16 protein-coding genes and 1 pseudogene are annotated in these 22,085 nt (G+C 59.8%); 6 read left to right on the top strand and 11 right to left on the bottom strand.

Annotated elements, in window-relative coordinates; translation table 11 throughout:
- Window positions 1-20 precede the first annotated feature (20 nt).
- From fdhE to fdnG, 4 genes and pseudogenes are all read right to left on the bottom strand, one after another.
- Window positions 21-947, bottom strand: coding sequence for a formate dehydrogenase accessory protein FdhE (fdhE, locus tag JFV26_RS32675; RefSeq protein ID WP_201197711.1), 927 nt, complete (start codon window positions 945-947; stop codon window positions 21-23).
- Window positions 948-956: 9 nt separating this feature from the next.
- A pseudogene (locus JFV26_RS32670) lies at window positions 957-1,604 on the bottom strand (formate dehydrogenase subunit gamma); the annotation flags it as partial.
- Window positions 1,601-2,536, bottom strand: a complete 936-nt coding sequence (gene fdxH / locus JFV26_RS32665; RefSeq protein WP_201197634.1) for a formate dehydrogenase subunit beta — start codon at window positions 2,534-2,536, stop codon at window positions 1,601-1,603. The pseudogene JFV26_RS32670 and the gene fdxH, both read right to left, overlap by 4 nt.
- A complete protein-coding gene (gene fdnG / locus JFV26_RS32660; RefSeq protein WP_201197633.1) occupies window positions 2,537-5,602 on the bottom strand; it encodes a formate dehydrogenase-N subunit alpha in 3,066 nt (1,021 codons plus the stop codon).
- 353 nt (window positions 5,603-5,955) lie between these two features.
- Here fdnG and JFV26_RS32655 point away from each other — a divergent pair, with 353 nt between their 5' ends.
- The 4 genes from JFV26_RS32655 (at window position 5,956) to JFV26_RS32635 (ending at window position 9,795) form a co-directional block, all read left to right on the top strand.
- Window positions 5,956-7,104: a MalY/PatB family protein gene (locus tag JFV26_RS32655; protein WP_201197632.1), complete on the top strand. Its 1,149-nt coding sequence runs from the start codon at window positions 5,956-5,958 to the stop codon at window positions 7,102-7,104.
- 278 nt (window positions 7,105-7,382) lie between these two features.
- On the top strand, window positions 7,383-7,994 hold the full coding sequence (locus tag JFV26_RS32645) for a Yip1 family protein (protein WP_201197631.1): 612 nt from the start codon (window positions 7,383-7,385) through the stop codon (window positions 7,992-7,994).
- A 34-nt stretch (window positions 7,995-8,028) separates the two neighbouring features.
- Window positions 8,029-9,375, top strand: a complete 1,347-nt coding sequence (locus tag JFV26_RS32640) for a cation:proton antiporter (protein ID WP_201197630.1) — start codon at window positions 8,029-8,031, stop codon at window positions 9,373-9,375.
- Between the two features lie 129 nt (window positions 9,376-9,504).
- The gene (locus tag JFV26_RS32635) at window positions 9,505-9,795 is read left to right on the top strand and encodes a hypothetical protein (protein ID WP_201197629.1); all 291 of its coding nucleotides are present in this window, start codon (window positions 9,505-9,507) and stop codon (window positions 9,793-9,795) included.
- Window positions 9,796-9,895: 100 nt separating this feature from the next.
- Here the strand turns inward: JFV26_RS32635 and JFV26_RS32630 are convergent, their stop codons facing one another.
- Window positions 9,896-10,432: a hypothetical protein gene (locus JFV26_RS32630; protein WP_201197628.1), complete on the bottom strand. Its 537-nt coding sequence runs from the start codon at window positions 10,430-10,432 to the stop codon at window positions 9,896-9,898.
- Window positions 10,433-10,515: 83 nt separating this feature from the next.
- Entirely contained in the window at window positions 10,516-12,438 is a 1,923-nt protein-coding gene (locus JFV26_RS32625) for a hybrid sensor histidine kinase/response regulator (RefSeq protein ID WP_201197627.1), read from the bottom strand.
- Window positions 12,439-12,595: 157 nt separating this feature from the next.
- On the opposite strand from JFV26_RS32625, the gene JFV26_RS32620 reads away from it, so the two are divergent.
- The gene (locus tag JFV26_RS32620) at window positions 12,596-13,369 is read left to right on the top strand and encodes a type 1 glutamine amidotransferase domain-containing protein (protein ID WP_201197626.1); all 774 of its coding nucleotides are present in this window, start codon (window positions 12,596-12,598) and stop codon (window positions 13,367-13,369) included.
- Here the strand turns inward: JFV26_RS32620 and JFV26_RS32615 are convergent.
- Window positions 13,275-15,587 (bottom strand): ATP-dependent DNA helicase, encoded by a 2,313-nt coding sequence (locus tag JFV26_RS32615; protein ID WP_201197625.1) that lies wholly within the window; start codon window positions 15,585-15,587, stop codon window positions 13,275-13,277. The two genes, JFV26_RS32620 and JFV26_RS32615, sit on opposite strands and share 95 nt — an antisense overlap.
- On the bottom strand, window positions 15,584-17,236 hold the full coding sequence (locus JFV26_RS32610; protein WP_342215510.1) for a VRR-NUC domain-containing protein: 1,653 nt from the start codon (window positions 17,234-17,236) through the stop codon (window positions 15,584-15,586). The genes JFV26_RS32615 and JFV26_RS32610 overlap by 4 nt, the downstream gene beginning before the upstream one ends.
- Before the next feature lie 216 nt (window positions 17,237-17,452).
- On the opposite strand from JFV26_RS32610, the gene JFV26_RS32605 reads away from it, so the two are divergent.
- The gene (locus JFV26_RS32605) at window positions 17,453-17,677 is read left to right on the top strand and encodes a YgdI/YgdR family lipoprotein (RefSeq protein ID WP_201197624.1); all 225 of its coding nucleotides are present in this window, start codon (window positions 17,453-17,455) and stop codon (window positions 17,675-17,677) included.
- A 106-nt stretch (window positions 17,678-17,783) separates the two neighbouring features.
- Here the strand turns inward: JFV26_RS32605 and JFV26_RS32600 are convergent, their stop codons facing one another.
- The 3 genes from JFV26_RS32600 to JFV26_RS32590 all read right to left on the bottom strand — a co-directional run bounded on the left by JFV26_RS32600 (window position 17,784) and on the right by JFV26_RS32590 (window position 22,072).
- Window positions 17,784-18,149, bottom strand: coding sequence for a hypothetical protein (locus JFV26_RS32600; RefSeq protein ID WP_201197623.1), 366 nt, complete (start codon window positions 18,147-18,149; stop codon window positions 17,784-17,786).
- 265 nt (window positions 18,150-18,414) lie between these two features.
- Window positions 18,415-20,268 carry a polyurethane esterase gene (locus JFV26_RS32595; RefSeq protein WP_201197622.1) on the bottom strand — a complete coding sequence of 618 codons (1,854 nt, stop codon included), beginning with the start codon at window positions 20,266-20,268 and terminating at the stop codon, window positions 18,415-18,417.
- A gap of 100 nt (window positions 20,269-20,368) precedes the next feature.
- Complete coding sequence (locus tag JFV26_RS32590) at window positions 20,369-22,072, bottom strand: polyurethane esterase (RefSeq protein WP_201197621.1); 1,704 nt, start codon at window positions 22,070-22,072, stop codon at window positions 20,369-20,371.
- Window positions 22,073-22,085 lie beyond the last annotated feature (13 nt).

The raw sequence follows: 22,085 nt of genomic DNA, 5'->3' as shown, positions 1-22,085 counted from the left end.
CCTGAGTGTAGACGCTGGTCTTAATCGCTTCCGGGGGCCAACAACAGATTCGGTGCCAGACGCTGATAACCTTCCTGCTCCAGCCGCATGTCCAGCATCAGGCTGGTCAGGTCGGTCGAGAGCGCTTCGGCCTCGGCATCGTTCTCCAGATAGAGCAGTTTCAGGTAGCTGTTGCAGCCGGGACAGACTTCCGCCCGCAGCGGCGCCTGATTCGCCGCGTATCGATCGTCATCGAGGCTGACGTACTCAAGGCCTTTGCTCTGCTCGCAATACACGCACTTGACCCGCACCACATGCCATTCACAGGCACACAGCGAACACACCAGATAACGCAAGCCGTTGAACTTGCCACGATGGCGAATCACCCCGGCCATGGCCGGTGAACCACAGGCCGGGCATTGGCTGAGGCTGTCGCCCGGTTTGAGGTTGAGGTTCGGCGTATCCAGCAGCCAATGGCTCCAGCTCACTTGCAGCGCCGCGCCGAGAAACGGCACCACTTCGGCGGGCAGCAGCGTGTATTGACCGCTGACCAAAGCAACGCCCCAGGCCTTGAGCTGTCCGGGGTTGGCCGCTAGCAGCGTCTTGATCGCGCTTTTGACCGCCGCCTGTGGCGGTGGCTGATAGCGCAGCAGCAAGGCGTACAGAAACGGCAGCCATTCGCCCTCGCGCACCAGGCTGTCAACGGCGAACGGCGAAAAACCGTGCTGTTGGCAGACTTTCAGGCGTTCGGGATCGGGCATCTCATCAACCGGCAGATCATCCATCAATTCCTGTTGGAGATGACACAACCCGGCCACCAGCCGCAGGTAATCGGCGAGCGGATGGCCCTCGGCCAAACGCTCAAGCCCCAACGCTCGCAAGGTGAACAGGTTACGCGGTGGCAAATACAGAAACGGCGGTGAACTCGCCGCCGCTTCAATCTCGCCAGGCTCAAGAATCGTTGCCAAGTGCTTATCCTTTTTACTGATCGGCCGCTCGAGGTCTTCGTCGCGGGTCACTTCCCGGTACCAGAGTTCATGGTGCTTCCTGGCCCAGGCACGACTGACCCAACCATGCAACATCGCACTGATCGAGCCTTTGATCCAGATGCCGGCGTAGATGTGAATGATGATGCTCAACACCAGCACAAACCCCGCCAGTGCGTGCAACAACATCGCCCAACGAATGAGGGTGATGCCGAAGTACACACTGAAATACGCGCGCCAGATCACCAGCCCGGTGAACAGCAACCCTAACATGCACAACAGCAACGTCCAGAACAGCAGCTTCTGCCCAGGGTTGTACTTGCCAATCGGCGGCACGCCCTCTTCCTCGTTTTTGATCACCCGCCCTATCCGCTTGAGCCACAGCCCATCGTTTCGAATAAAGAAGTTGGCCCGCCAGAAGCGAATCACCAACCCGAGGAACAGCACAAACATCAGAACGCCCATGAACGGATGCAAAATCCGCGTCCACGGCCCGCCGCCGAACAGGTTACTCAGCCAGAACAGCGCCGGATGAAACAGTGCCAGTCCCGACAGCGCGGCCATGAAAAACAGGATCGCCACCAGCCAGTGATTGGTCCGCTGGTTGGCGGTATAACGAAGGATCTGCTTGCGGATCATGGTCTGTCCTCCCCGCGCGGATCAAAGGTGTGCACCGACGGATCGACTTCGTGCACCGCCGGGTCTTTAACCGGTGGCAATTCGTCCTCTTCCACCACTTGCGGGCCGATGCGCACGTAGTGGAAGAACCCGGCCAGCACCGCCAGCCCCATGGCCAGCAAGCCCAAGGGTTTGCTCACGCCTTTCCACAAACCTACCAACGGACTGATCGCCGGGTCTTTCGCCAGCCCGGCGTACAATTGCGGCGTGTCGGCGTGGTGCAGCACGTACATCACGTGCGTACCACCAACGCCCGCCGGGTCGTACAGACCGGCGTTTTCAAAACCGCGGCTCTTGAGATCGACAATCCGTTCGGCGGCGTGTTCCTTCATGTCTTCCTTGGTGCCGAAGACGATGGCGCCGGTCGGGCAGGTTTTCACGCAGGCCGGTTCCAGGCCTACGGCGACCCGGTCCGAACACAACGTGCACTTGTAGGCCTTGTGATCCTTTTGCGAGATGCGCGGAATGTTGAACGGGCAACCGGTGATGCAATAACCGCAGCCGATGCAATGGTCCTGATCGAAGTCGACGATGCCGTTGGCGTGCTTGATGATCGCTCCAGGACTGGGGCACGCCGCCAGGCAGCCGGGTTCGGCGCAGTGCATGCAGCCGTCCTTGCGGATCAGCCATTCCAGATTACCGGCGTCGGTTTCATGCTCGGTGAAGCGCATCAGCGTCCAGGTCTCGGCGCTCAGGTCCTGCGGGTTGTCGTAGGTGCCAAGGTTGTGGCCGACGTCATCGCGCAGCTCGTTCCATTCCGAGCAGGCGACCTGGCACGCCTTGCAACCGATGCACTTGGTGGTGTCGATCAGCTTGGCCACTTCCTCCTGATTGCGTACCGACGGCGGTAGGGTGGTGGTGGCCGAACGGGCGATGATGTCTTGGCTGGCCATCTAGACTTTCTCCACGTTGACCAGGAATGACTTGGATTCCGGGGTCTGGGAATTGCCATCGCCGAGAAACGGCACGAGGGTGTTGGTGAGATAGCCGTGACGCGTCAGCCCGGTAAACCCCCAGTGCAGCGGGATACCGATGTGGTGCACAACCTGGCCATTGACCTGCAATGGACGAATCCGCTTGGTCACCACCGCCACCGCCTCGATAAAACCACGCTTGCTGCTGACCCGGACCTTGTCACCGGCGACGATGCCTTTCTCCCTGGCCAGCACTTCGCCGATCTCGACGAATTGCTCGGGTTGGGCTATCGCATTGAGCTTGCAGTGCTTGCTCCAGAAGTGGAAATGCTCGGTCAGCCGATAACTCGTGGCGGCGTAAGGGTAATCCTTGGCCACGCCGAGGGTTTCCCACACCGAATCGAAGATCCGCGCCGCCGGGTTACTGGTGGCGTTCTTGTTATTCGGGTGCAGCGGGTTGATGCCGATCGGGGTTTCGAACGGCTCGTAGTGCTCGGGGAATGGCCCTTCGTTCATCTTGTCGACGGCGAAGAATCGCGCCACGCCTTCGGGGTTCATGATGAACGGGTTCATCCCGGCTTCCGGTGGCGAATCGACCTTGAAGTCCGGCACATCGGTGCCGCCCCAGGCCTTGCCGTTCCACCACACCAGGCGTTTTTTCTCGTCCCACGGCTTGCCTTGCGGGTCGGCCGAGGCGCGGTTGTAGAGAATCCGCCGGTTCATCGGCCAGGCCCAGGCCCACCCCAGGTGTTGCTTCATACCGTACGGATCGCTGTTGTCGCGCCGGGCCATCTGGTTGCCCATTTCGGTCCAGCTGCCGCAGAAGATCCAGCAGCCGGACGCGGTGCTGCCATCGTCCTTGAGCTGGGCAAAACCGGTCAGTTGCGCGTTGCCCTTGATCGCCACACCCGTGGCATCGGTGAAATCGGTGGTGGCGGCGCCGTTGATTTCCTTGGCCAGCTCTTCCGGCGAAGGTTCGTCGGTGATTTTGTAAGGCCACGACAGTTTCAGGATCGGGTCGGGGAATGCCCCGCCATTCGCCTGATAACGCTTGCGCAGGCGCAGGAACAACTCGCTCATGATCCGCACGTCGGTCTGCGCTTCGCCCGGCCCGTCAGCACCTTTCCAGTGCCATTGCAGCCAGCGGCTGCTGTTGACCAGCGAACCGTCCTCTTCGGCAAAACAGGTCGTCGGCAGGCGAATGACTTCAGTGTGGATGTCGGCGCTGGTCACGTCGTTGTACGGCCCGACGTTTTTCCAGAACTCCGAGGTCTCGGTGGACAGTGGGTCCATCACCACCAGCCACTTGAGCTTGGCCAGCGCCGCCATTACGCGGTTTTTGTCTGGCAATGCGGCAATCGGGTTGAAGCCCTGGCACATGTAGCCGTTGACCTTGCCCTGCCCCATCAGGTCGAACATTTTCAGGATGTCGTAGTTGGGGATGTCGAGTTTGGGCAGGTAATCGTAGGCCCAATGGTTCTCGGCGGTGGCGTTGTTGCCGTACCAGGATTTCATCAGGCTGACGTGAAACTTGCTGTAGTTCTGCCAATACGACAGTTGTCCCGGCCGCAACGGTTTTTGCGTGCGCTTGGTGATGTAGCCGTCGTAATCCTGCTCGCCGTCGCTGGCCAGGGTCAGGTAGCCCGGCAGTGAATTGGAGAGCAGGCCAAGGTCGGTCAGGCCCTGAATGTTCGAGTGGCCGCGCAAGGCATTGACGCCGCCGCCCGGCATGCCGACGTTGCCCAACAGCAGTTGGACCATCGCCGCGCTGCGGATGATTTGCGAACCAATCGAGTGTTGCGTCCAGCCCAGGGCGTAGAGAATCGTCATGGTCTTGCCCGGCAACGAGCAGGTGGCGATTTCTTCCCAGATCTTCTTGATGGCGTCCACCGGCATGCCGCAGATCTGGCTGGCCAGATCGATGTTGTAGCGGCTGTAATGGACTTTCATCAGTTGATAGACGCAGCGTGGGTCTTGCAACGTCGGGTCGACTTTGGCGAAACCGTCCTCGCCGATTTCATAACCCCAGCCCGACTTGTCGGTGTACAGACGCTTGGCCGCGTCGTAGCCGCTGAAAATCCCGTCCTCGAAGCTGAACCCGGCTTTGACGATAAACGACACGTCCGTATAGGCGTTGACGTACTCGTGCTGGATCTTGTCCTCGGTCAGCAGGTAATTGATCAACCCGCCCATAAAGGCGATGTCGGTCCCGGTGCGGATGGGCGCGTAATAGTCGGCCACGGAGGCGGTCCGGGTGAATCGCGGATCGACCACGATCAGCCGCGCCTTGTTGTGCGCCTTGGCCTCGGTCACCCATTTAAAGCCGCAAGGGTGCGCTTCTGCTGCGTTGCCGCCCATTACCAGGATCAGGTTCGCGTTGGCGATATCGGTCCAGGTATTGGTCATGGCACCACGGCCGTACGTCGGGGCAAGACTTGCCACCGTCGGACCGTGTCAGACACGCGCCTGGTTATCGAACCCCAGCATGCCGAGACTGCGAATGACCTTGTGGGTCAGGTAGCCCGCTTCGTTGGACGCCGCGGATGCTGCGAGGAATCCGGTGGTCAGCCAGCGGTTCACCGTTTGACCCTGGGCGTTCTTCTCGATGAAGTTGGCGTCGCGGTCGGCCTTCATCAGGTCGGCGACACGATCCAGCGCTTCATCCCAGGAGATGCGCGTCCACTCGCTGCTGCCAGGTTTGCGTACCTGCGGGTACTGCAAACGGCCAGGACTGTGAATGAAGTCCAGCAGGCCCGCGCCTTTGGGGCACAAGGTACCGCGGTTGACCGGATGGTCGGCGTCGCCCTCGATGTGGATGATGCTTTGGGCGACGTTCTTGGCCTGGTCGCCCTGGCTGTACATGATCAAGCCGCAACCCACCGAGCAGTACGGGCAGGTGTTGCGGGTTTCATGAGTGTGGGCGAGTTTGAAATGACGCACTTGCTCGGCAAAGGCTGTCGCGGGGAGCATACCCAGCGCGCCGAGGCTTGAGCCTGCAAGGCCGATACCGGCGACCTTGAAGAACTGACGACGGTTGAGGTCCATCGTGCACTCCTGATCAGGTGAAGACCCGGTGCTTTGCCGGGTTTTTCTGGACAAACACGGTCGCGGCAGCTTGGCTGCCGGTACCCCAAACTGTAGTCAATGTGACAGGCTTTGGCATGAAACCCGACCGTCGGGCAACACAGCGATCAAATGTGGGAGCGAGCCTGCTCGCGATGGCGCTGGGTCAGTCAACAATGATGTTGAATGTGAGATTGCCATCGCGAGCAGGCTCGCTCCCACAGAGGATTCGTGTACCCATTGAGTTCTGATTTTTTCTGCCGGGTGTCACCCTAGGTGAACATTGAGGCTTATCATGGCCGCCGTGATTAACCCTGCCTTCCAAGAGACTGAGCATGACCTTCGATTTCGACCAGGTGTTCGACCGCCACGCGACCGGCAGTACCAAATGGAGCCGTTACCCGGCCGACGTGTTGCCGATGTGGGTGGCCGACATGGATTTTGCGGCGCCGCCGGTGATCATCCAGGCCCTGCAAAAACGCCTGGAACACCCGTTGCTCGGCTATAGCGTGCCTCAGGACAACCTGCGTGACGCCATCGTCGCCGACCTCTGGAATAAATTCGCCTGGCGGGTAAAACCTTCGCAGCTGGTGTTTCTGCCGGGGGTGGAGTCGGGCTTCAACATGGCGCTCAAAGCGCTGGTCCAGCCGCAACAGAACGTCGTGGTGCAAACACCCAACTACCCGCCGCTGCGCCATGCTCCGGGCAACTGGGGGCTGAACAAGGTTGAACTGGAATTCGTCGCCCAGGCGGATGGTTCCTACGCCACGCCGCTCGATGCGTTGCGCGAATCCCTGGACGGCGGCGGCGCGCTGCTGCTGAGCAACCCGCACAACCCGCTGGGCAAGGTCTTCCCTCGGGAAGAACTGCAGGCGGTAGCCGACATCTGCCTGGCGCAGGACGCCTGGATCATCTCCGACGAGATCCACGCCGAGCTGTGCTTTGACGGACGGGTACACATTCCGACCGCATCGCTGAGCCCGGAGATCGCCAAACGCACCATCACCCTGATGTCGGCGAGCAAGGCGTACAACATCGCCGGTCTGAAGACCTCGTTCATGATCATCCAGGATCCGGTGCTGCTGGCGCGGGTCAACCACGCCCGTTGCGGCATGGTCGACAGCGTCAACCCGCTGGGCCTGGAAGCCACCCGCGTGGCCTACAGCGAAGCCGGCCCGTGGCTGAGCGAAATGTTGGCTTATGTGCAAGGCAACCGTGATTACCTGGTGGACGCGGTTCGCTCGCGATTGCCGGGCGTCAGCATCAACGTGCCACAAGGCACTTACCTGGCATGGCTCGATTGCTCGGCGCTGGGGCTGGCCGATCCGCAGCAGTTCTTCCTTGAACAGGCCAAGGTCGGTTTGAGTGCTGGTCTGGATTTCGGTGATCAGAGCAAACAGTTTGTGCGCCTGAACTTCGGCTGCCCGCGGGCGTTGCTCGAAGAAGGCATCCAGCGCATCGAAAACAGCCTAAAATTCCTGTAGGAGCGAGGCTTGCCCGCGAAGGCGGCGTGTCAGCCAGCATAAATGTCGACTGGACTACCGCCTTCGCGCGCAAGCTCTGTTCCTACAAAAGCCAATGATCAACCGATAAACGTCATCTACATGTGCTGCTGGCGTCAGACGAGGCCAGTTACTTCACCGGCCAACGCTACGGGGGCACGGGCGGCAAGCCGATTCCATAAATTGAACCTGCTGGCGATTCCAGAACTCAACTCCTTATAGGCTTGCCATTGGTGGGCCTTGGATACCTGGAGGTCGTCATGTCCGCACCTATTATCAAGCTGTTTACCCAACCCAACTTCGCCTGGACAGATATTCGTCACGAGGAGGAAGAGCATCCCCGCCACTACCTCGCACATTTAGTGCTGCTCGCACTGATCCCTGCCGTGTGCCTGTATATCGGGACCACCTATGTCGGCTGGAGCGTGGCCCAGAACGAAACGGTGAAACTCAGCCCTGCCAGCGCGCTGCAACTCTGCGGGTTGTTGTACCTGACCATCCTGGCCGGCGTGGCGCTGATGGGATTGTTTATTCGCTGGATGTCACGCACCTTCGATGCCCGGCCCACGGTCAATCAATGCATCGGTTTTGTTGCCTACACCGCGACACCGTTTTTTATCGCTGGTTTCGCCGGGCTGTACCCCAGCCTTTGGTTGGCGGTCATCGTGCTGGCGGCCGCTTGCGCCTACGCGACGTTCCTGTTGTTCGTCGGCCTGCCGACCTTTATGCACGAGCGCAAGGAACAGGGCCTGTTGTACGCAGCCAGTGTCTGGGGCGTCGGCCTGCTGGTGTTAGTGACGATTCTGGTCGAGATGGTATTGCTGTGGTCGGTCGTGTTAGCGCCTGAATACCTGCGCGCGACCGTCGGTTGAGCCGGCGAATGCAGCCACCCAGCGAGAATCCGGCATGAGCTTCATTTTATGGGTGGCGGTGTTGGGGGCGGTGCTGCTGACGCTGGCGCTGACATCGTCGTATCTGCGCTGGATGCCGGTAACCACCTCGGCCGTGTGCCTGGCGCTCGGGGTCGGCATCGGGCCGGCGGGCATGGGTTTGCTCAAGCTGGACATCAAGGATGCAGCGAACTGGATGGAGCACCTGACGGAAGTCGCGGTGCTCTTTTCGTTGTTTGTCTGCGGGCTCAAATTGCGTCTGCCGCTCAGGGATCGCAAATGGCGCGTCGCGTTCGGGCTGGCGGGGCCAGTGATGGTGCTGACCATCGCCGGTGTTTGCCTGTTGCTGCATTACGGTTTTGACCTGGCGTGGGGGCCGTCGATGCTGATCGGCGCGATTCTGGCCCCCACCGACCCGGTACTGGCGTCGCTGGTTCAGGTCAACGACGCCAGGGATTACGACTCGGTACGCTTCGGTCTCTCGGGCGAGGCAGGCCTGAACGACGGCGTCGCGTTCCCGTTTGTCATTCTCGGTTTATTGTTCCTGCAACAGACCGGCAGTTCGAATGCCTGGCTCAGTGACTGGGCTTTAAAGAGCCTGTTATGGGCCGTTCCGGCCGGTTTATTGACCGGTTACTGGATGGGCCACGGCATCGGCCGGGTGACCTTGTCGATGCGCATCCGCAATGCCGACAGCACCTTTTCCCCCAATGATTACTTGACCCTGGCGCTGATTGCGCTGGCCTATGTGGCGGCCGAGTCGATTCACGGCTACGGTTTTCTATCCGTGTTCGCCGCAGGTTTGGGATTGCGCCAGGCCGAGGTCAAGTCTACCGGCGACACCCGGACTCCGGCCGAGCATCTGGTGCAGCCAGTGGTCGGTCATCAGAACGTCGAGCCCGAAGCTGCCGTGCATGGCGATATGGAACACCTGGAAGACACTCAGGTTGCAGCCGGCATCATGATGGGCGACATGTTGTCTTTCGGCAGCCTGGTGGAACGGGCCATGGAAGTGTTTCTGGTGACCTTGCTTGGGGTGGTGCTGGTGGCGCACTGGGACTGGCGCGCCCTGGTGATTGCGGCGGTACTGTTTTGTGCGATTCGCCCATTGAGTGTGTGGCTGATGCCTTGGGGGCGATTGCTCGACGGCCGACAACGCTCATTGATCGGCTGGTTCGGGATTCGCGGCATTGGCAGTTTCTATTACCTGTTCTATGCCTTGAACCACGACCTCACCCCATCGGTGGCAACCCTGTGCACCGACCTGACGCTGTCAGTGGTGGCGTTGAGTATTTTGATTCACGGCATCAGTACTCAGCCGATGCTGGCCCGGTATGAACAGAGAAACCATCAGGATTCCTGATTTCTTTTTACGATAGTTCCCTAAGCATCTATCCATTTTCCAGCCACAAAAGAATGAAATTCCTCAAGGCGTCAGCAGTCACAACCTTATCCAGCCCCACGTGGCTCCCCCGAACGTAAGGTGAACGCAATGAAGTACTACTCGGCTCCGGCACACACCCAGGCTTGCCGCGATTTCGCGCTCGAATGTAATTGTCAATTGTTCGAAGAAGCGCAACTGCTTAGCCAGGCGGCTTTTGAACTGCTGGATAAGACCGGGCTGGATGCCGAAGTGTTCGCCCATTATCAGGCACTGCGTCGCAAGGCTGATTTGAAGTTTGAAGACGCCATCGACCACCTGCGGCTGATTGAGCAAGAGTTTTCAACGGCGTCTGTGCTGCATTCGAAATCAGTGGATGGCGGTTTCGATTCACGGGTTTGAATTTTAAAAAAAGATCGCAGCCTTCGGCAGTTCCTACATGGGAATGCGTACACCCTGTAGGAGCTGCCGAAGGCTGCTATCTTTTGATCTTATTGATAGATCAGGCCCCAGGATTGGTGACCTGAATGTAAAACGCATAACTGCCCAACAATACCCAGAACGTCGCAAAAATCCACGGCGTGCGCACCGAAAACAATAGCGACTTGCGATAGCCCTTGTGACTGGATTCCGTTTCACAGAACAGCGGCGATTCATCGTAGGCCAAGCCTATCAGCGGTTCGCTGCTCAGCAATTGGCTTTGCTTGAAGTGCCAGTGATCGATGATATCGTACGCCGCACGAATGCCCGGCCAGGCATTGAGTGAACTGAGCAGCCCCAACAGCGCCAGAAACGGCGGCACCACCAGCGTGAACAACTTGCCCCACTCGGGGTTGAGATTGGACATGCTTGATGCGAAGGCAATCACCAGGAACGATTGCGCGGCCAGATACGCATCGGTGCGGTTGGCCACGATGCTGGTTTCGTACTGGATTTCCCGACGATAGAAATCCAGGCGTTCCTTGGGCGAGCCGAACATCCTGGCGTTGTGTTCGGTCTGGGCCTCTTCAGCCACGGCGTCAGTCAGTATTTTCGGCACGACGTTCTCACACAGCGGAAAACGTTTAGAAGAAACCTTAGTTGGCAAAGTTCAGACCGATTGCCCGAGCGTTAGCCCCTCCGTTATTTCATCGCCTGGCTGATGATTTCCACCAGGTTGAGTTGGGTAAACGGTTTGGACAGGCGCGGAAGTTCGAGCACAAAGCCTTCCAGGCGCTCGGCATAACCGGTGGCGAGGATGATCGGCAGGTCTGGCTTGAGCAGACGAATCGCGTGCGCCAGTTGCGCGCCGTTCATTCGCGGCATGGCCATGTCGGTGATGACCAGATCAATCGCCTGGCCGCTGTCGAATGCTTCCAGCGCCTGAGCGCCGGATGCCGCGCTGATCACCCGATGGCCCAGGTCTTCAAGCAGCAGGCTGGTGCTGGTCAGCACCAGGCTATCGTCATCCACCACCAGCACGCTCAGACCGGGTACTGGAGGCATGGCTTGCACGGCAGTCGTCGACCTGGGCACCGCGCCGGCCATGGCGACAGGTAACCAGAGTTCAGCACAGGTGCCCTGGTCCTTCTGGCTCTTGAGGATGAATCGCCCACCCAATTGCTCGATAAAGCCGTGAACCATCGACAACCCCAGGCCGGTGCCCTTGCCAACCCCTTTTGTGGTGAAAAACGGATCGGTGGCCAACGCCAGCGTTTCCGGGTCCATGCCCTCCCCCGTGTCGGTCATGCTCAGGCAAACGTAGCGGCCAACCGGCAAGGAAGAACGGGCAGGATCGCTGACCTCCTCAATCCTGGCGCCGATGACCATCTTCCCGCCATTGGGCATGGCGTCACGGGCATTGGTCGCCAGGTTCAACACTGCCAACTCAAGTTGATTCACGTCAGCCGCGGCGGGTTCGAGGTCTGGCGCAAAGTTGGTTTCGATTTTCACCGAGGGCCCCAGGGAGCTGCGCAACAACCCGGTGATCCCTTGCACCAGTGCCGGGATCTCGACGGATTCGGTCTTGAGTTCCTGACGCCGGGCAAAGGCCAGCATGCGCTGGGTCAGCGAAACACCGCGCATGGCGCCCTGGGTGGCGTTGTCCAGCAAACGAACGAGTTTCGGATCGTCCCCGATACGTTTACGGACGATTTCCAGGTTTCCGAGGATTACCGTCAGCAGGTTGTTAAAGTCGTGGGCGATCCCGCCGCTGAGTTGGCCGATGGCCTGCATCTTCTGCGCCTGGAACAACGCTTCGCGGGTTTGCTCAAGGGCCTGCTGGGCCTTCGTCACTTCGGTGATATCACGGGTGATCTTGGCGAAACCGAGCAGCGTGCCGGTCTCACCCCAGATTGGATCAACCACGACGTGAGCCAGGAACTGCGTACCGTCCTTGCGCACACGCCAGGCCTTGTTTTCGAATTTGCCTTCACGCGCCGCAGTTTCCAGCGCCCGTTGCGGCTCACCGGCTTCACGGTCCTCAGGGGTGTAGAACATCGAAAAATGCTGGCCGATGACTTCTTCTGGCCGGTAACCCTTGATGCGTTGGGCACCGAGGTTCCAGTTGGTCAGGCGCCCGTGCGGGTCGAGCATATAGATGGCGTAGTCGGTGACACTCTGGACCAGCAAGCGGAATTGCTGCTCGCTTTGCTTGAGGGTTTCTTCGGCCATCTTGCGATCGGTCAGGTCCCGGGTGATCTTGGCAAAACCCAGCAACGTGCCCGACGGGTCGAGAATCGGGTCGATCACTACGTGGGACCAGAAGTGCGTGCCATCCTTGCGAACCCGCCAGCCTTCTCCTTCGAAACGACCTTCGGCAATGGCCGTATCCAGCGCTCGCTGGGGCTTGCCGGCAAGGCGATCTTGTTCGGTATAGAAACGCGAGAAATGCTGGCCGAGTATTTCCGCCTCCTCATACCCTTTGAAACGCCGGGCTCCGGCATTCCAGCTGGTGATGATGCCATCGGGATCGATCATGTAGATCGCATAGTCCACCACCGCATCGATCAACAGTCGCAAACGGCTGTCCTCGATCGTATTGGCTTTGGTTCGATCACCGCTCATTGATCCATCCCGGCATTATTATTCTATGGAGTATGCGACAAACAACAGGATAGGACAGCCGCAATAACCAGGCTTTGGAAAGTCACAGTGGAGTGATGGCCACAGACCACCTATTCTCGATCCCATCCGCCGCGCCAGGCCAATGAAGAAGCCCTCGATGATTCTGATTTTGTTGCCCAACCGTGATTACGATCCGACTGAAAGCAGCGTGCCCTGGCAGGCCATGCGCCAGGCGGGCGTCGAGGTGCGTTTTGCAACGCCCGAGGGGTTGCCCGCCTACGCCGACCCGCGTTTGGTGGACATCGGGTTCGGCCTGTTGAACCCGCTCCTGATGACGCGTAAAGCCGATCTTGCCAGCTACGCCCGAATGATTGAAGACGAGGCCTTCAATCAGCCATTGGCCTACGCCGATGTCGACCCGAGCCAGTTTGCCGGGCTGCTGATTCCCGGCGGTCACGCCCAAGGGATGCGCAGCCTGCTGGAGTCCGGGCAGGCCCGGCGTATTGCCCTGCACTTTTTCAAGACTGAACAACCGGTGGCTGCGGTTTGCCATGGCGTGCTGTTGCTGGCGCGCACACTTGACCCTGCCACCGGCCGTCCAGTGCTGGATGGACACAAAGTCACGGCGCTGGTGGCCGGCGCCATGGAACTGCCGGCCTGGCTGATGACTGCACTGTGGCTGGGGCGTTATTACCGGACCTACCGGCAGACCGTCGAAGCCGAAGTATCGGCCGCCCTTAACAAGCCTGCAGATTTCGTGCGCGGGCCGTTTCTGGCCAAACGTGATTCGACGGACAAGCCACAGCACGGCTTTGTGATCCGCGACGGCAATTTGCTCACTGCTCGCTGGCCGGGAGATTGTCATCGCTTTGCCGCCGAGTGGGTGCGGATGCTGAGCGAACAGACCACCAACGCGGCAGCAATTGCTTGACCTTGCTATCACCAAACCGATCATCGATCAGCATTACCACACCCTGATCCTGCTGGGTGCGGATCACCCGGCCGGCGGCTTGCACGACTTTCTGCACGCCGGGATACAGGTAGGTGTAGTCGTAGCCAGCACCGAAAATCGCCGCCATGCGGTGCTTCATCTGCTCATTGACCGGGTTCAGTTGTGCCAACCCTAACGTGGCAATGAAAGCGCCGATCAACCGGGCGCCAGGCAAGTCGATGCCTTCGCCAAACGCCCCGCCCAGCACTGCGAAACCGACACCCTGGCTGTGCGTGGTGAATTGGTCGAGGAAGTCCTGGCGCTGACGTTCGGCCATGCCTCGGGACTGTGACCACAAGGTGATGTGCGGGTGGCGTTCGGCCAGCAACTGCGCCACTTGCTGCAAATAATCGAAACTGCTGAAAAACGCCAGGTAGTTGCCGGGACGCTGGGTGAACTGCCGGGCGATCAGCTCGACAATCGGCCCGAGCGACGCCTGGCGGTGGACAAAACGGGTCGAGATCTGGCTGACGATGCTGACCTGCAACTGGTCCGCGTGGAACGGTGACTCAACGTCGATCCAGACTGTGTTCGGCGGTGTTCCCAGCAGATCAGCGTAGTAATGCCGAGGGCTGAGCGTCGCGGAAAACAGCACGGTGCTGCGTGCCGCCGTCAGGCGCGGGCGAATGAACCCCGCGGGCACCACGTTGCGCAGGCACAGCTGCGACAGATTGCGTTTGCGCTCCAGGTCGCGCTTGCTGATGTCGAACAGGAACTGCTCATCGAACAGCTCCGCCACCCGGCCAAATTGCAGCATGTCGAAGTAGAAATTCTGTAAGGCGCTGTCCAGGCCCTGGGGATGATCGTTCAGGTAGTCGCCGATGCTCGCGCTGCACGAAGACACGGCCTGGAGCAGTTTTTCCGGCACCTTGTCGTAGGCCTGATACGCGCCGAGCTGCAAGTCATGCAGGGCGTTCCATTGGCGATTGACCCGTTGCAGGGATTTCTTCAACGCTTCAGGGGCGGTTTTGCGCACCGCGTGGAGGGTCGCTTGGTCGAGGCTGGCGCTGTACATCTGGCGGCCGCGCTCCACCAGGTTGTGCGCCTCGTCCACCAGCACCGCGACCCGCCAGTTGTTGGCCTGGGCCAGGCCAAACAGCAAGGCGCTGAAGTCGAAGTAGTAGTTGTAGTCGGCGACCACCACGTCCACCCAGCGGGCCATTTCCTGGCTCAGGTAATACGGGCAGACGTCGTGTTCCAGTGCGACTTCACGCAAGGCACTCTGGTTCAACAGGCTCAACTGACTGGCGGCCTGGCGCGCAGCGGGCAATCGGTCGTAGAAGCCCCGGGCCAACGGGCAGGACTCACCATGGCAGGCCTTGTCCGGGTGTTCGCAGGCCTTGTCCCGGGCAATCATCTCCAGAATGCGCAACGGTGGCGCGTCGGCGCTGTCGAGGATCACCTGCGCCGCGTCCAGCGCCAGTTTGCGCCCCGGGGTTTTCGCCGTGAGGAAGAACACTTTGTCCAGTTGCTGCGGCGCCAGAGCCTTGAGCATCGGGAACAACGTGCCGACGGTCTTGCCGATTCCGGTAGGTGCCTGTGCCATCAGGCAACGGCCGGTGCTGACGGCTTTGAACACCGACTCGGCCAGATGCCGTTGCCCCGGACGAAACCCGGCATGGGGAAAAGCCAAACCCTGCGCCGCTAGATTACGGGCTTCGCGATGGGCCATTTCCTGCTCGGCCCAGTACAGGAACAACCGGCAATGATGCTCGAAGAACGCCTCCAGTTCGGCGGCACTGAAGGGCTCGACCAGGCAGGTTTCCTTTTCACTGACGATGTCGAAGTACACCAGCGCCAGGTTGATCTGTGCCAGTTGCAGCTTCTGGCACATCAGCCAGCCGTAGATCTTCGCCTGGGCCCAATGCAACTGCCGATGATTGGCCGGTTGTTTGCTCAGGTCGCCGCGATAGGTTTTGACTTCTTCCAGGCAGTTTTGCCCCAGGTCGTAGCCGTCCGCCCTGCCCTTTACCTTCAAGGTTTGATACGAGCCTTCCAGCGCCACTTCGCTCTGGTAAGCGTCGTCGCGGCGGGAGGCGACCGTGCGATGACCGACGATGCCTTCCAGCGCGGTCGGTGACGGCGTGAAACGCAAGTCGAGATCACCGACCTTGGCGGTGAACTCACACAGCGCCCGCACCGCAATGCTGTAGCTCAAGCGCTCTGCTCCGCCCATTGCACGTAGCAGACGGCAATCGGCATCTGGTGTTCGTGACAGAACTCGATCCAGCGCAGTTGATTGTCTTGCAGGCGATCGCCGGGGCCTTTGACTTCGATCATGCGGTAGGTCTTGTCCTGCGGCCAGAACTGGATCAGGTCCGGCATGCCGGCGCGGTTGGCCTTGATGTCCAGCAGCAAGCGGTTGAACCAGTGCTTGAGGTGTTCGGCCGGCAGGCACTGCAGCGCCTGATCGAGCAACTCCCCGCTCAGCGCGCCCCAGAATACGAACGGCGACTGCACGCCCCGCTTGGCCACGAAACGCTCGCGGATCGTCTGAAGGTAACGCCCGTCCTCCAGTTCGGCGAGGCAGGACTGGAACAGTTCGGCCCGGCGATCGTGAAAGTCTTCATTGAGCAAATCCACCGGACCACGCTGGAACGGGTGAAAAAACGCCCCCGGCAACGGCGCGAAAATCGCCGGCCAGCACAGCAAGCCGAACAGCGAGTTGATCAAGCTGTTCTCCACGTAATGCACCGGAGCCAACTCCTCGGCCAGGTGCGCCTGCACGTAATACTCCACCGACAACGCCAGATCGGTGCGCGGCAATTGCAGATCCAGGCGCTGCATGGCCCGAGGAGCTGCGCGCTTGATCGGTGGCCCGCCCAGCTTGCGCCGCAGCCTTGGCAACACCCGCAGCAATTGCTGCTGTTCGGCGGCGCTTTGCGGTACTTGTCCGGCGAAAGTTGCCAGTTCCAGGGCCAGCGAATACTCAGCGCAACGCTCCAACACCCGAATCAGCCGCAGGCGCGCGCCGGGATAGGCGCATTCACGGTAGATGGTCAGGGCATTGGCGAAATCGGCCACGCGTTCGCAATGCTGGCCAATCTGGAACAACAGCTTGCTCCGGCGACGTTGCAACCAGGGATTATTCAGCGCCAGGGCGTTGATCTGCTCGACGACGACGGCGACGTCTTCACCGGCCTCGAACCGAAGCTGACAGTCGTGCAGGAACACGCAGGCGTCCACGTCTTCCCGGCAACGCAGGCCGCGGGATTCGGCGCAAAACTCGACTTTTTCATAGGTAAAGATGCCGAGGTCCGCCAATACGAACTCCGACCAGTCCTGGTAAAGATTGCCGAAGAACATCAAGCGCAACCGGTCACACAGGCCCATGATGGTCAGGCTGAACAGCCGATCATCCAGCGTCGGGCACCAGTCCTGGAAACTTCGAGACTCAGGAAATTGCTCGCTCAGCAGCGGCAGCCAATCGGTCTTCTTGCCTTTGGGCTGGTCGATGGCATGGCCCAGGCACAAGAAGATTTCCGCCTTGAGCAGCACATCAAACACGTCCTCTATGAATAACGGCGACTGCTCATCGATCCAGCCCAGTTCCAGCAGCGGACCGGCAGCGCTGGCGATGTCACCGATCTCGACGTAACGCAATTTGCCGGCCCGAAAATGCAGGCCTTTGCGCATCACCATCCGCACCAGCAATGCCCGAGACTCACGGGGCAAACGGTTAAACTCACGAATGAAGCGTTGCTCCTCGACACTCAACACATCGGCATAGCGATGTTCAAGCCAGTCAAGGACTTGCATGAAATTGTTCAAGTAATAGAACGGATCGTCGAGCGGGTTTGCAGTCACGGGAAATCAGAGCCATGGAGAGCGAATACTGGTTATGCGTACAGATACCAGCTGTGCCCCTTACGGTGCAAACGGAAAAGGATGGGCGGCGAAGCTAATCGATCATTTTTCGGCTAGGCATCGAACTTTCTATCGATCCATGGCACCAAACGCCATAGAGCCACAGTGATGACTGCAGCAGTCACACTGATTTTTTGAGCACCATGAGAGGTATGTATGAACATCAAGACCCTGGGCCTGCCCCTGGCAATCGCCGCTTTCCTGGCCCTGGCCGGTTGCGCGACGCCAACCGTGGTGACCCTGCAGAACGGCACCCAGTATTTGACCAAGGACATGCCGAAAACCAAGACCAAGGACGGCTTCTATGAATTCGAAGATATTTCCGGGGCGAAAGTGAAGGTCAATGCCAATGATGTAGCGACGGTTCGTAAACCAGACTGAGACCGTGTCATCGTTCATCGCGGGCAAGCCTCGCTCCTACAGGGGCACGTTTCAATCTGTAGGAGCGAGGCTTGCCCGCGAAGAGGCCCTCGCAAACGCCGAAAAACTAAGGCATTCCGGGAATGCTGGTATCACAGACGATGTAGCGCTCACCCCGCCTGATCATTTGGTCACGCAGCTTCTGGCACCGGTCATATTCCTGTTGCAGCGAATGGTCGATGCTGATGTTGCCGGTCACTTCAGGCTTTTTCCCGTCACCGAAACGGACAGTGGCCCAGGGCTGCTCCGGCTGGACATGAAAGAGGGTTTTCTCTTCGACGGGTGCTTTGGTTTCGATCACTGCCGGTTTCGGCAATTCATCTGGCGTCATGCCATAACGGCTCAAAATCGAGCTATGAGGCAGTTCTGCAGCGGCGTTCGCCGATAACACGGCCAAAGCCAACCCCAGGACATACCTCTTGCTGTTACTCACGGTGCTGAATCTCCTGTTTTCGATGGCAGCATGCCGCTGCTGCGTTATAGGGATAACGCACAATCGGGCGGATGCTTTAGTGCCGGTTCCTGTTGGTGCAGGTATTGGAGTCCGGTTTTGACCTTCGGGTCACGGTGACAGGCAGGTTTACCGTGTCATCGTTCTTCGCGAGCAAGCCCGCTCCCACAGTGGATCTGTGTCGTGCACAAAATCTGCTGCACACTCGATCCATTGTGGGAGCGGGCTTGCTCGCGAAGGGGCCCTATCAGGCGATCACAATCCCGGAGCCGGACAAACTCGCCAGCCCAACCCCCACCAGCGTCACCGAATCACCACCAAACGTCAGCACCGTGTCATGCCCGAGCGCCGTGGCATGCGCCCGGAAGTCATCGTTCGGCGCGACGCCCTGAACGCCCATGAACACCAGTTTGTCGCTGGCCTGATAACCAATCACCTTGTCCTGACCAAATGCTCCCGTGAACAGGAAGGTATTGATCCCGCCGCCCGACTCCATCAAGTCATTGCCCGCGCCGCCAACGAACACGTCGTTGCCCTTGCCGCCAATCAAATGATCGTTGCCGTCCAGGCCAAACAGCCAGTCCCCGCTGGCGTGGGCCGTGAGCGTATCGGCTCCGGCGCCCCCCTTCACCGTCGAGGCGTACTGAGTCAGGTTGTTCCCGACCTTCAGGCCATCCGCCGTGACACTGTGGGTCACGTCATCCTTGAACACGCCCCACAGGAACCCCGGTTCCTTGGTGATGATGCTGCCGATGTCGCGGGTGATGCTGATACCGCCATTGGCGTCACGCACGTAGAGGTTGCCGGCACCGTCGTTGGCGAAATCGAAGCTCTTCACCGATTGCTGCAAGTCCAGTACGTTATTGCCCTTGCCGCCGAGCAGAATGTTGTAGCCGCCACCGTCGCGGAAGGTGTCGTTGCCATCCCGACCTTCGAGGTAATCGTTGCCCTTGCCGCCCTGAATCAGGTCATTGCCGTCGCTGCCGATGATGAAGGTACTGCCCTTGTGGGTTTCGGCGTTGCGGTTCAGATCCTGGACCCAGGTGTTGGCCCGCGCCGGGTCCGAGAGGTTGGCGACGATGATGGTCGAGTCTTTACTGGTCAGGTCGTAGAACGTCGACTCGATCACCCGGTTCATGCCATCGCCGTAAGCCGTTGGCAAATGCGAAATCCAGGTCGGAATGTTGAGGATGGAAAACGGCAGCACATTCCACGCCGTCGAAGCGTAATGATCGTTGAAGCTGACGATGTTGTCCGTCGCCGATTCCTTGGGAGCGTCGTGCACGCCGACCGACGCCAGGTTGAACGTCGAACCGTCGAGTGCGCGGAACACCGGGTCGTTTTCGTAACCGACGTTGAGCACTTTGTCGGTGCTGCTTTGGGTCGGCGAAGCGTAGGCGATGTAGTTCGAGTCCTTGAAGAAGCCGCCCCATTTGTCAGTGCTCAGGTCCGCCACGCTGTTGACGCCCAGGCCGCCGAGGCTGTGGCCGCTGAACAGCACGTCCTGGCCCGACAAGCCATTGGCCTTGGCAAACGCCACCACGTCGCCGAACAACTTGCCGAAGGCTTCGCCCGCGTAGTTCCTGGCGTAATCCTTGGGCCCCAGCGCCGCCAGCAGATCGTTGATCACGTCGCCGATGGAGTCGCTGACCTGGATTTCCCGCGGGCCGCTGGTACCGCGAAAGGCAATGCCAAGTTCGGTGAGGTGACCTTGGGCATCGTACTTGCCGAGGACCTCGACCTGAGCACTGGTGTACCCGGCTTTCTCGCCATAGAAGGTTCCCCGGGCGTCGGTCTTGCCGTCATAGCCCAGTTGCGAGGCGGTGATCGGCGTCCAGCCGGCCTTCTTCACCGCCTCCAGTGCCAGTTTTTCAGAATCAGGGTTCCATGGAACGCCCGGGATAACGCCCTGGGAGTCGGTGCCTCCGATCAACGCGGTCACCAGCGTCGCCGGCAGCCCGAGGCCGAAGCCGTTGTGCTGATAACCGGCGGCAAAGCCGTTATCGAGGTTGTGGTAGGAATACAGCGTGATGGCCATGGCGTCGCTGAACAACACCTTGGAATCGGCTGTACCGAAGTTCTTGTAGTCATACACACCCATTGATATTGCCTCTCTCTTTGTTGGAATTGTCAGAGATAGCTCACAACCAGGACGCCTCACTGACGAGGTGCCCCGGAGCATTTAGTGCATGCAGCTTTTCCTACGCGAAGGTGATGCTTGAAGCCGACAGGTTATCCAGCCCGACCCCGACAAGGGTCACGGCAAAATCGCCAACCTTGAGCACCGTGTCATGGCCGGACTGGGTTGAATGTTGCTTGTAGTCATAACCCTGCCCTGCGCCCTGGACGCCCATGAACACCAGTTTGTCGCTGCCCTGGTAACCATTGATCGCGTCAAAACCAAAGGCACCGCTGAACAGGAAGGTGTTGTTGCCGCCCGAGGCATGGATCACGTCATTGCCCGTGCCACCGACGAAGGTGACGTGGCTTTTGTCGCTGCGCAGCAGATCGTCGCCGGCGTTGCCGAACAACCAGTCACCATCGACGGTGGCGGCCAGGGTGTTGCCGTAGGGATCGCCATTGAGCGAGTGGTTGTAGTGGGTCAATTCGCTGCCGTTGAGCAAACCGTTGGCGCTGACGGTATAGGTGATCTCCTTGCTGGTCATGCCCCACCAGCCATTCGACTCCTTGCTGACCAGCGCGCCGATGTCGCGGGTCAGGCTGATGCCGCCGTAGGCATCGCGCACGTACAGTGAGCCGTCACCGTCGTTGGCAAAGCTGAAGTTCTGTAGCGGCTTTTGCAGCTCGAAGGTGTTGCTGCCCTTGCCACCCAGCAGGATGTTGTAGCCACCGTCATCGCGGAACCGGTCGTTGCCGTCACGGCCCTCGATGAAGTCATTGCCGGTGCCGCCCTTGAGCAAGTCATTGCTGTCGGTGCCGATGATGAACGTGCTGCCGGTGTGTGGCTCGCCGCTGCGGCCCAGGTCCTCGACCCAGGTGTTGCTGCGGGACGACTCCGCCAGGTTGGAGACGATCAGCGTCGAGTCCTTGGTGGTGAGGTCGTAGAACCGCGAGTCGATCACCCGGTTCAAGCCGTCGGCGTAGCCCAGCGAGCCATGGGCCGACCAATTCAGCGGATTGATGATGCTGAACGGCACGAGGTTCTGCGAGGTAGATGCGTACTGGTCATTGAAGTTGACGATGTTGTTGGTCGCCGACGCCTGATGACCGTCGTGCTTGCCGAAGGATCCGCTGCTGAACGTGGTGCCGTCCAGCGCGCGAAACACCGGATCGTTCTCGTAGCCGATGTTCAGCACGTTGTTGCCGGTGGCACTTTGGGTCGGCGAGGCGAAGGCGACGTAGTTGGCGTCCTTGAAAAAACCGCCCCAATTGCTGTCACTCAGTTGCGCGACACTGTTGACGCCCAGACCGCCGAGGCTGTGGCCGCTGAACAACACGTCCTTGGCGCTCAGGCCATGGGCAATGGCGAACGCCGCAACGTCCTTGAGCAAGGTATCGAAGGCGCTTTTGGCGTAGTTCTTCGCGTAATCCACCGGGCCGACAGCCGCCAGCAAGTTGTTTTTCATATCGCCAAAGGTATCGCTGTAACCCAGGCCACCGGTGCCGCGAAAGGCCACGCCGAGGCCGATCAGCTTGCCGGCGGTGTCGTACTTGCCGAGCACTTCGGCTTCGGCGCTGGTGAAACCATCCTTTTCACCATAAAAGGTACCCTGGGCACCGGCCTTGCCTTGGTAACCCAGCGCCTTTGCGCCAATCGGCGCCCAAGCGGTGGCCGGCAACGGCTGGCCGGTGGGCGTGTAGGCATACAGCGTCAGTGCAATGGCATCGCTGTACAACGCTTTGCCGGCCGTACTGCCGGCATTTTTGTAATCAAACAGTCCCATGCTTTTGCTTCCT

This window comes from Pseudomonas sp. TH31 (assembly GCF_016650815.1).
Classification (GTDB): Bacteria; Pseudomonadota; Gammaproteobacteria; order Pseudomonadales; family Pseudomonadaceae; genus Aquipseudomonas.
Note: the sequence above shows the minus strand (reverse complement) of the source record. Positions and strands in the feature narration are given on the sequence as shown.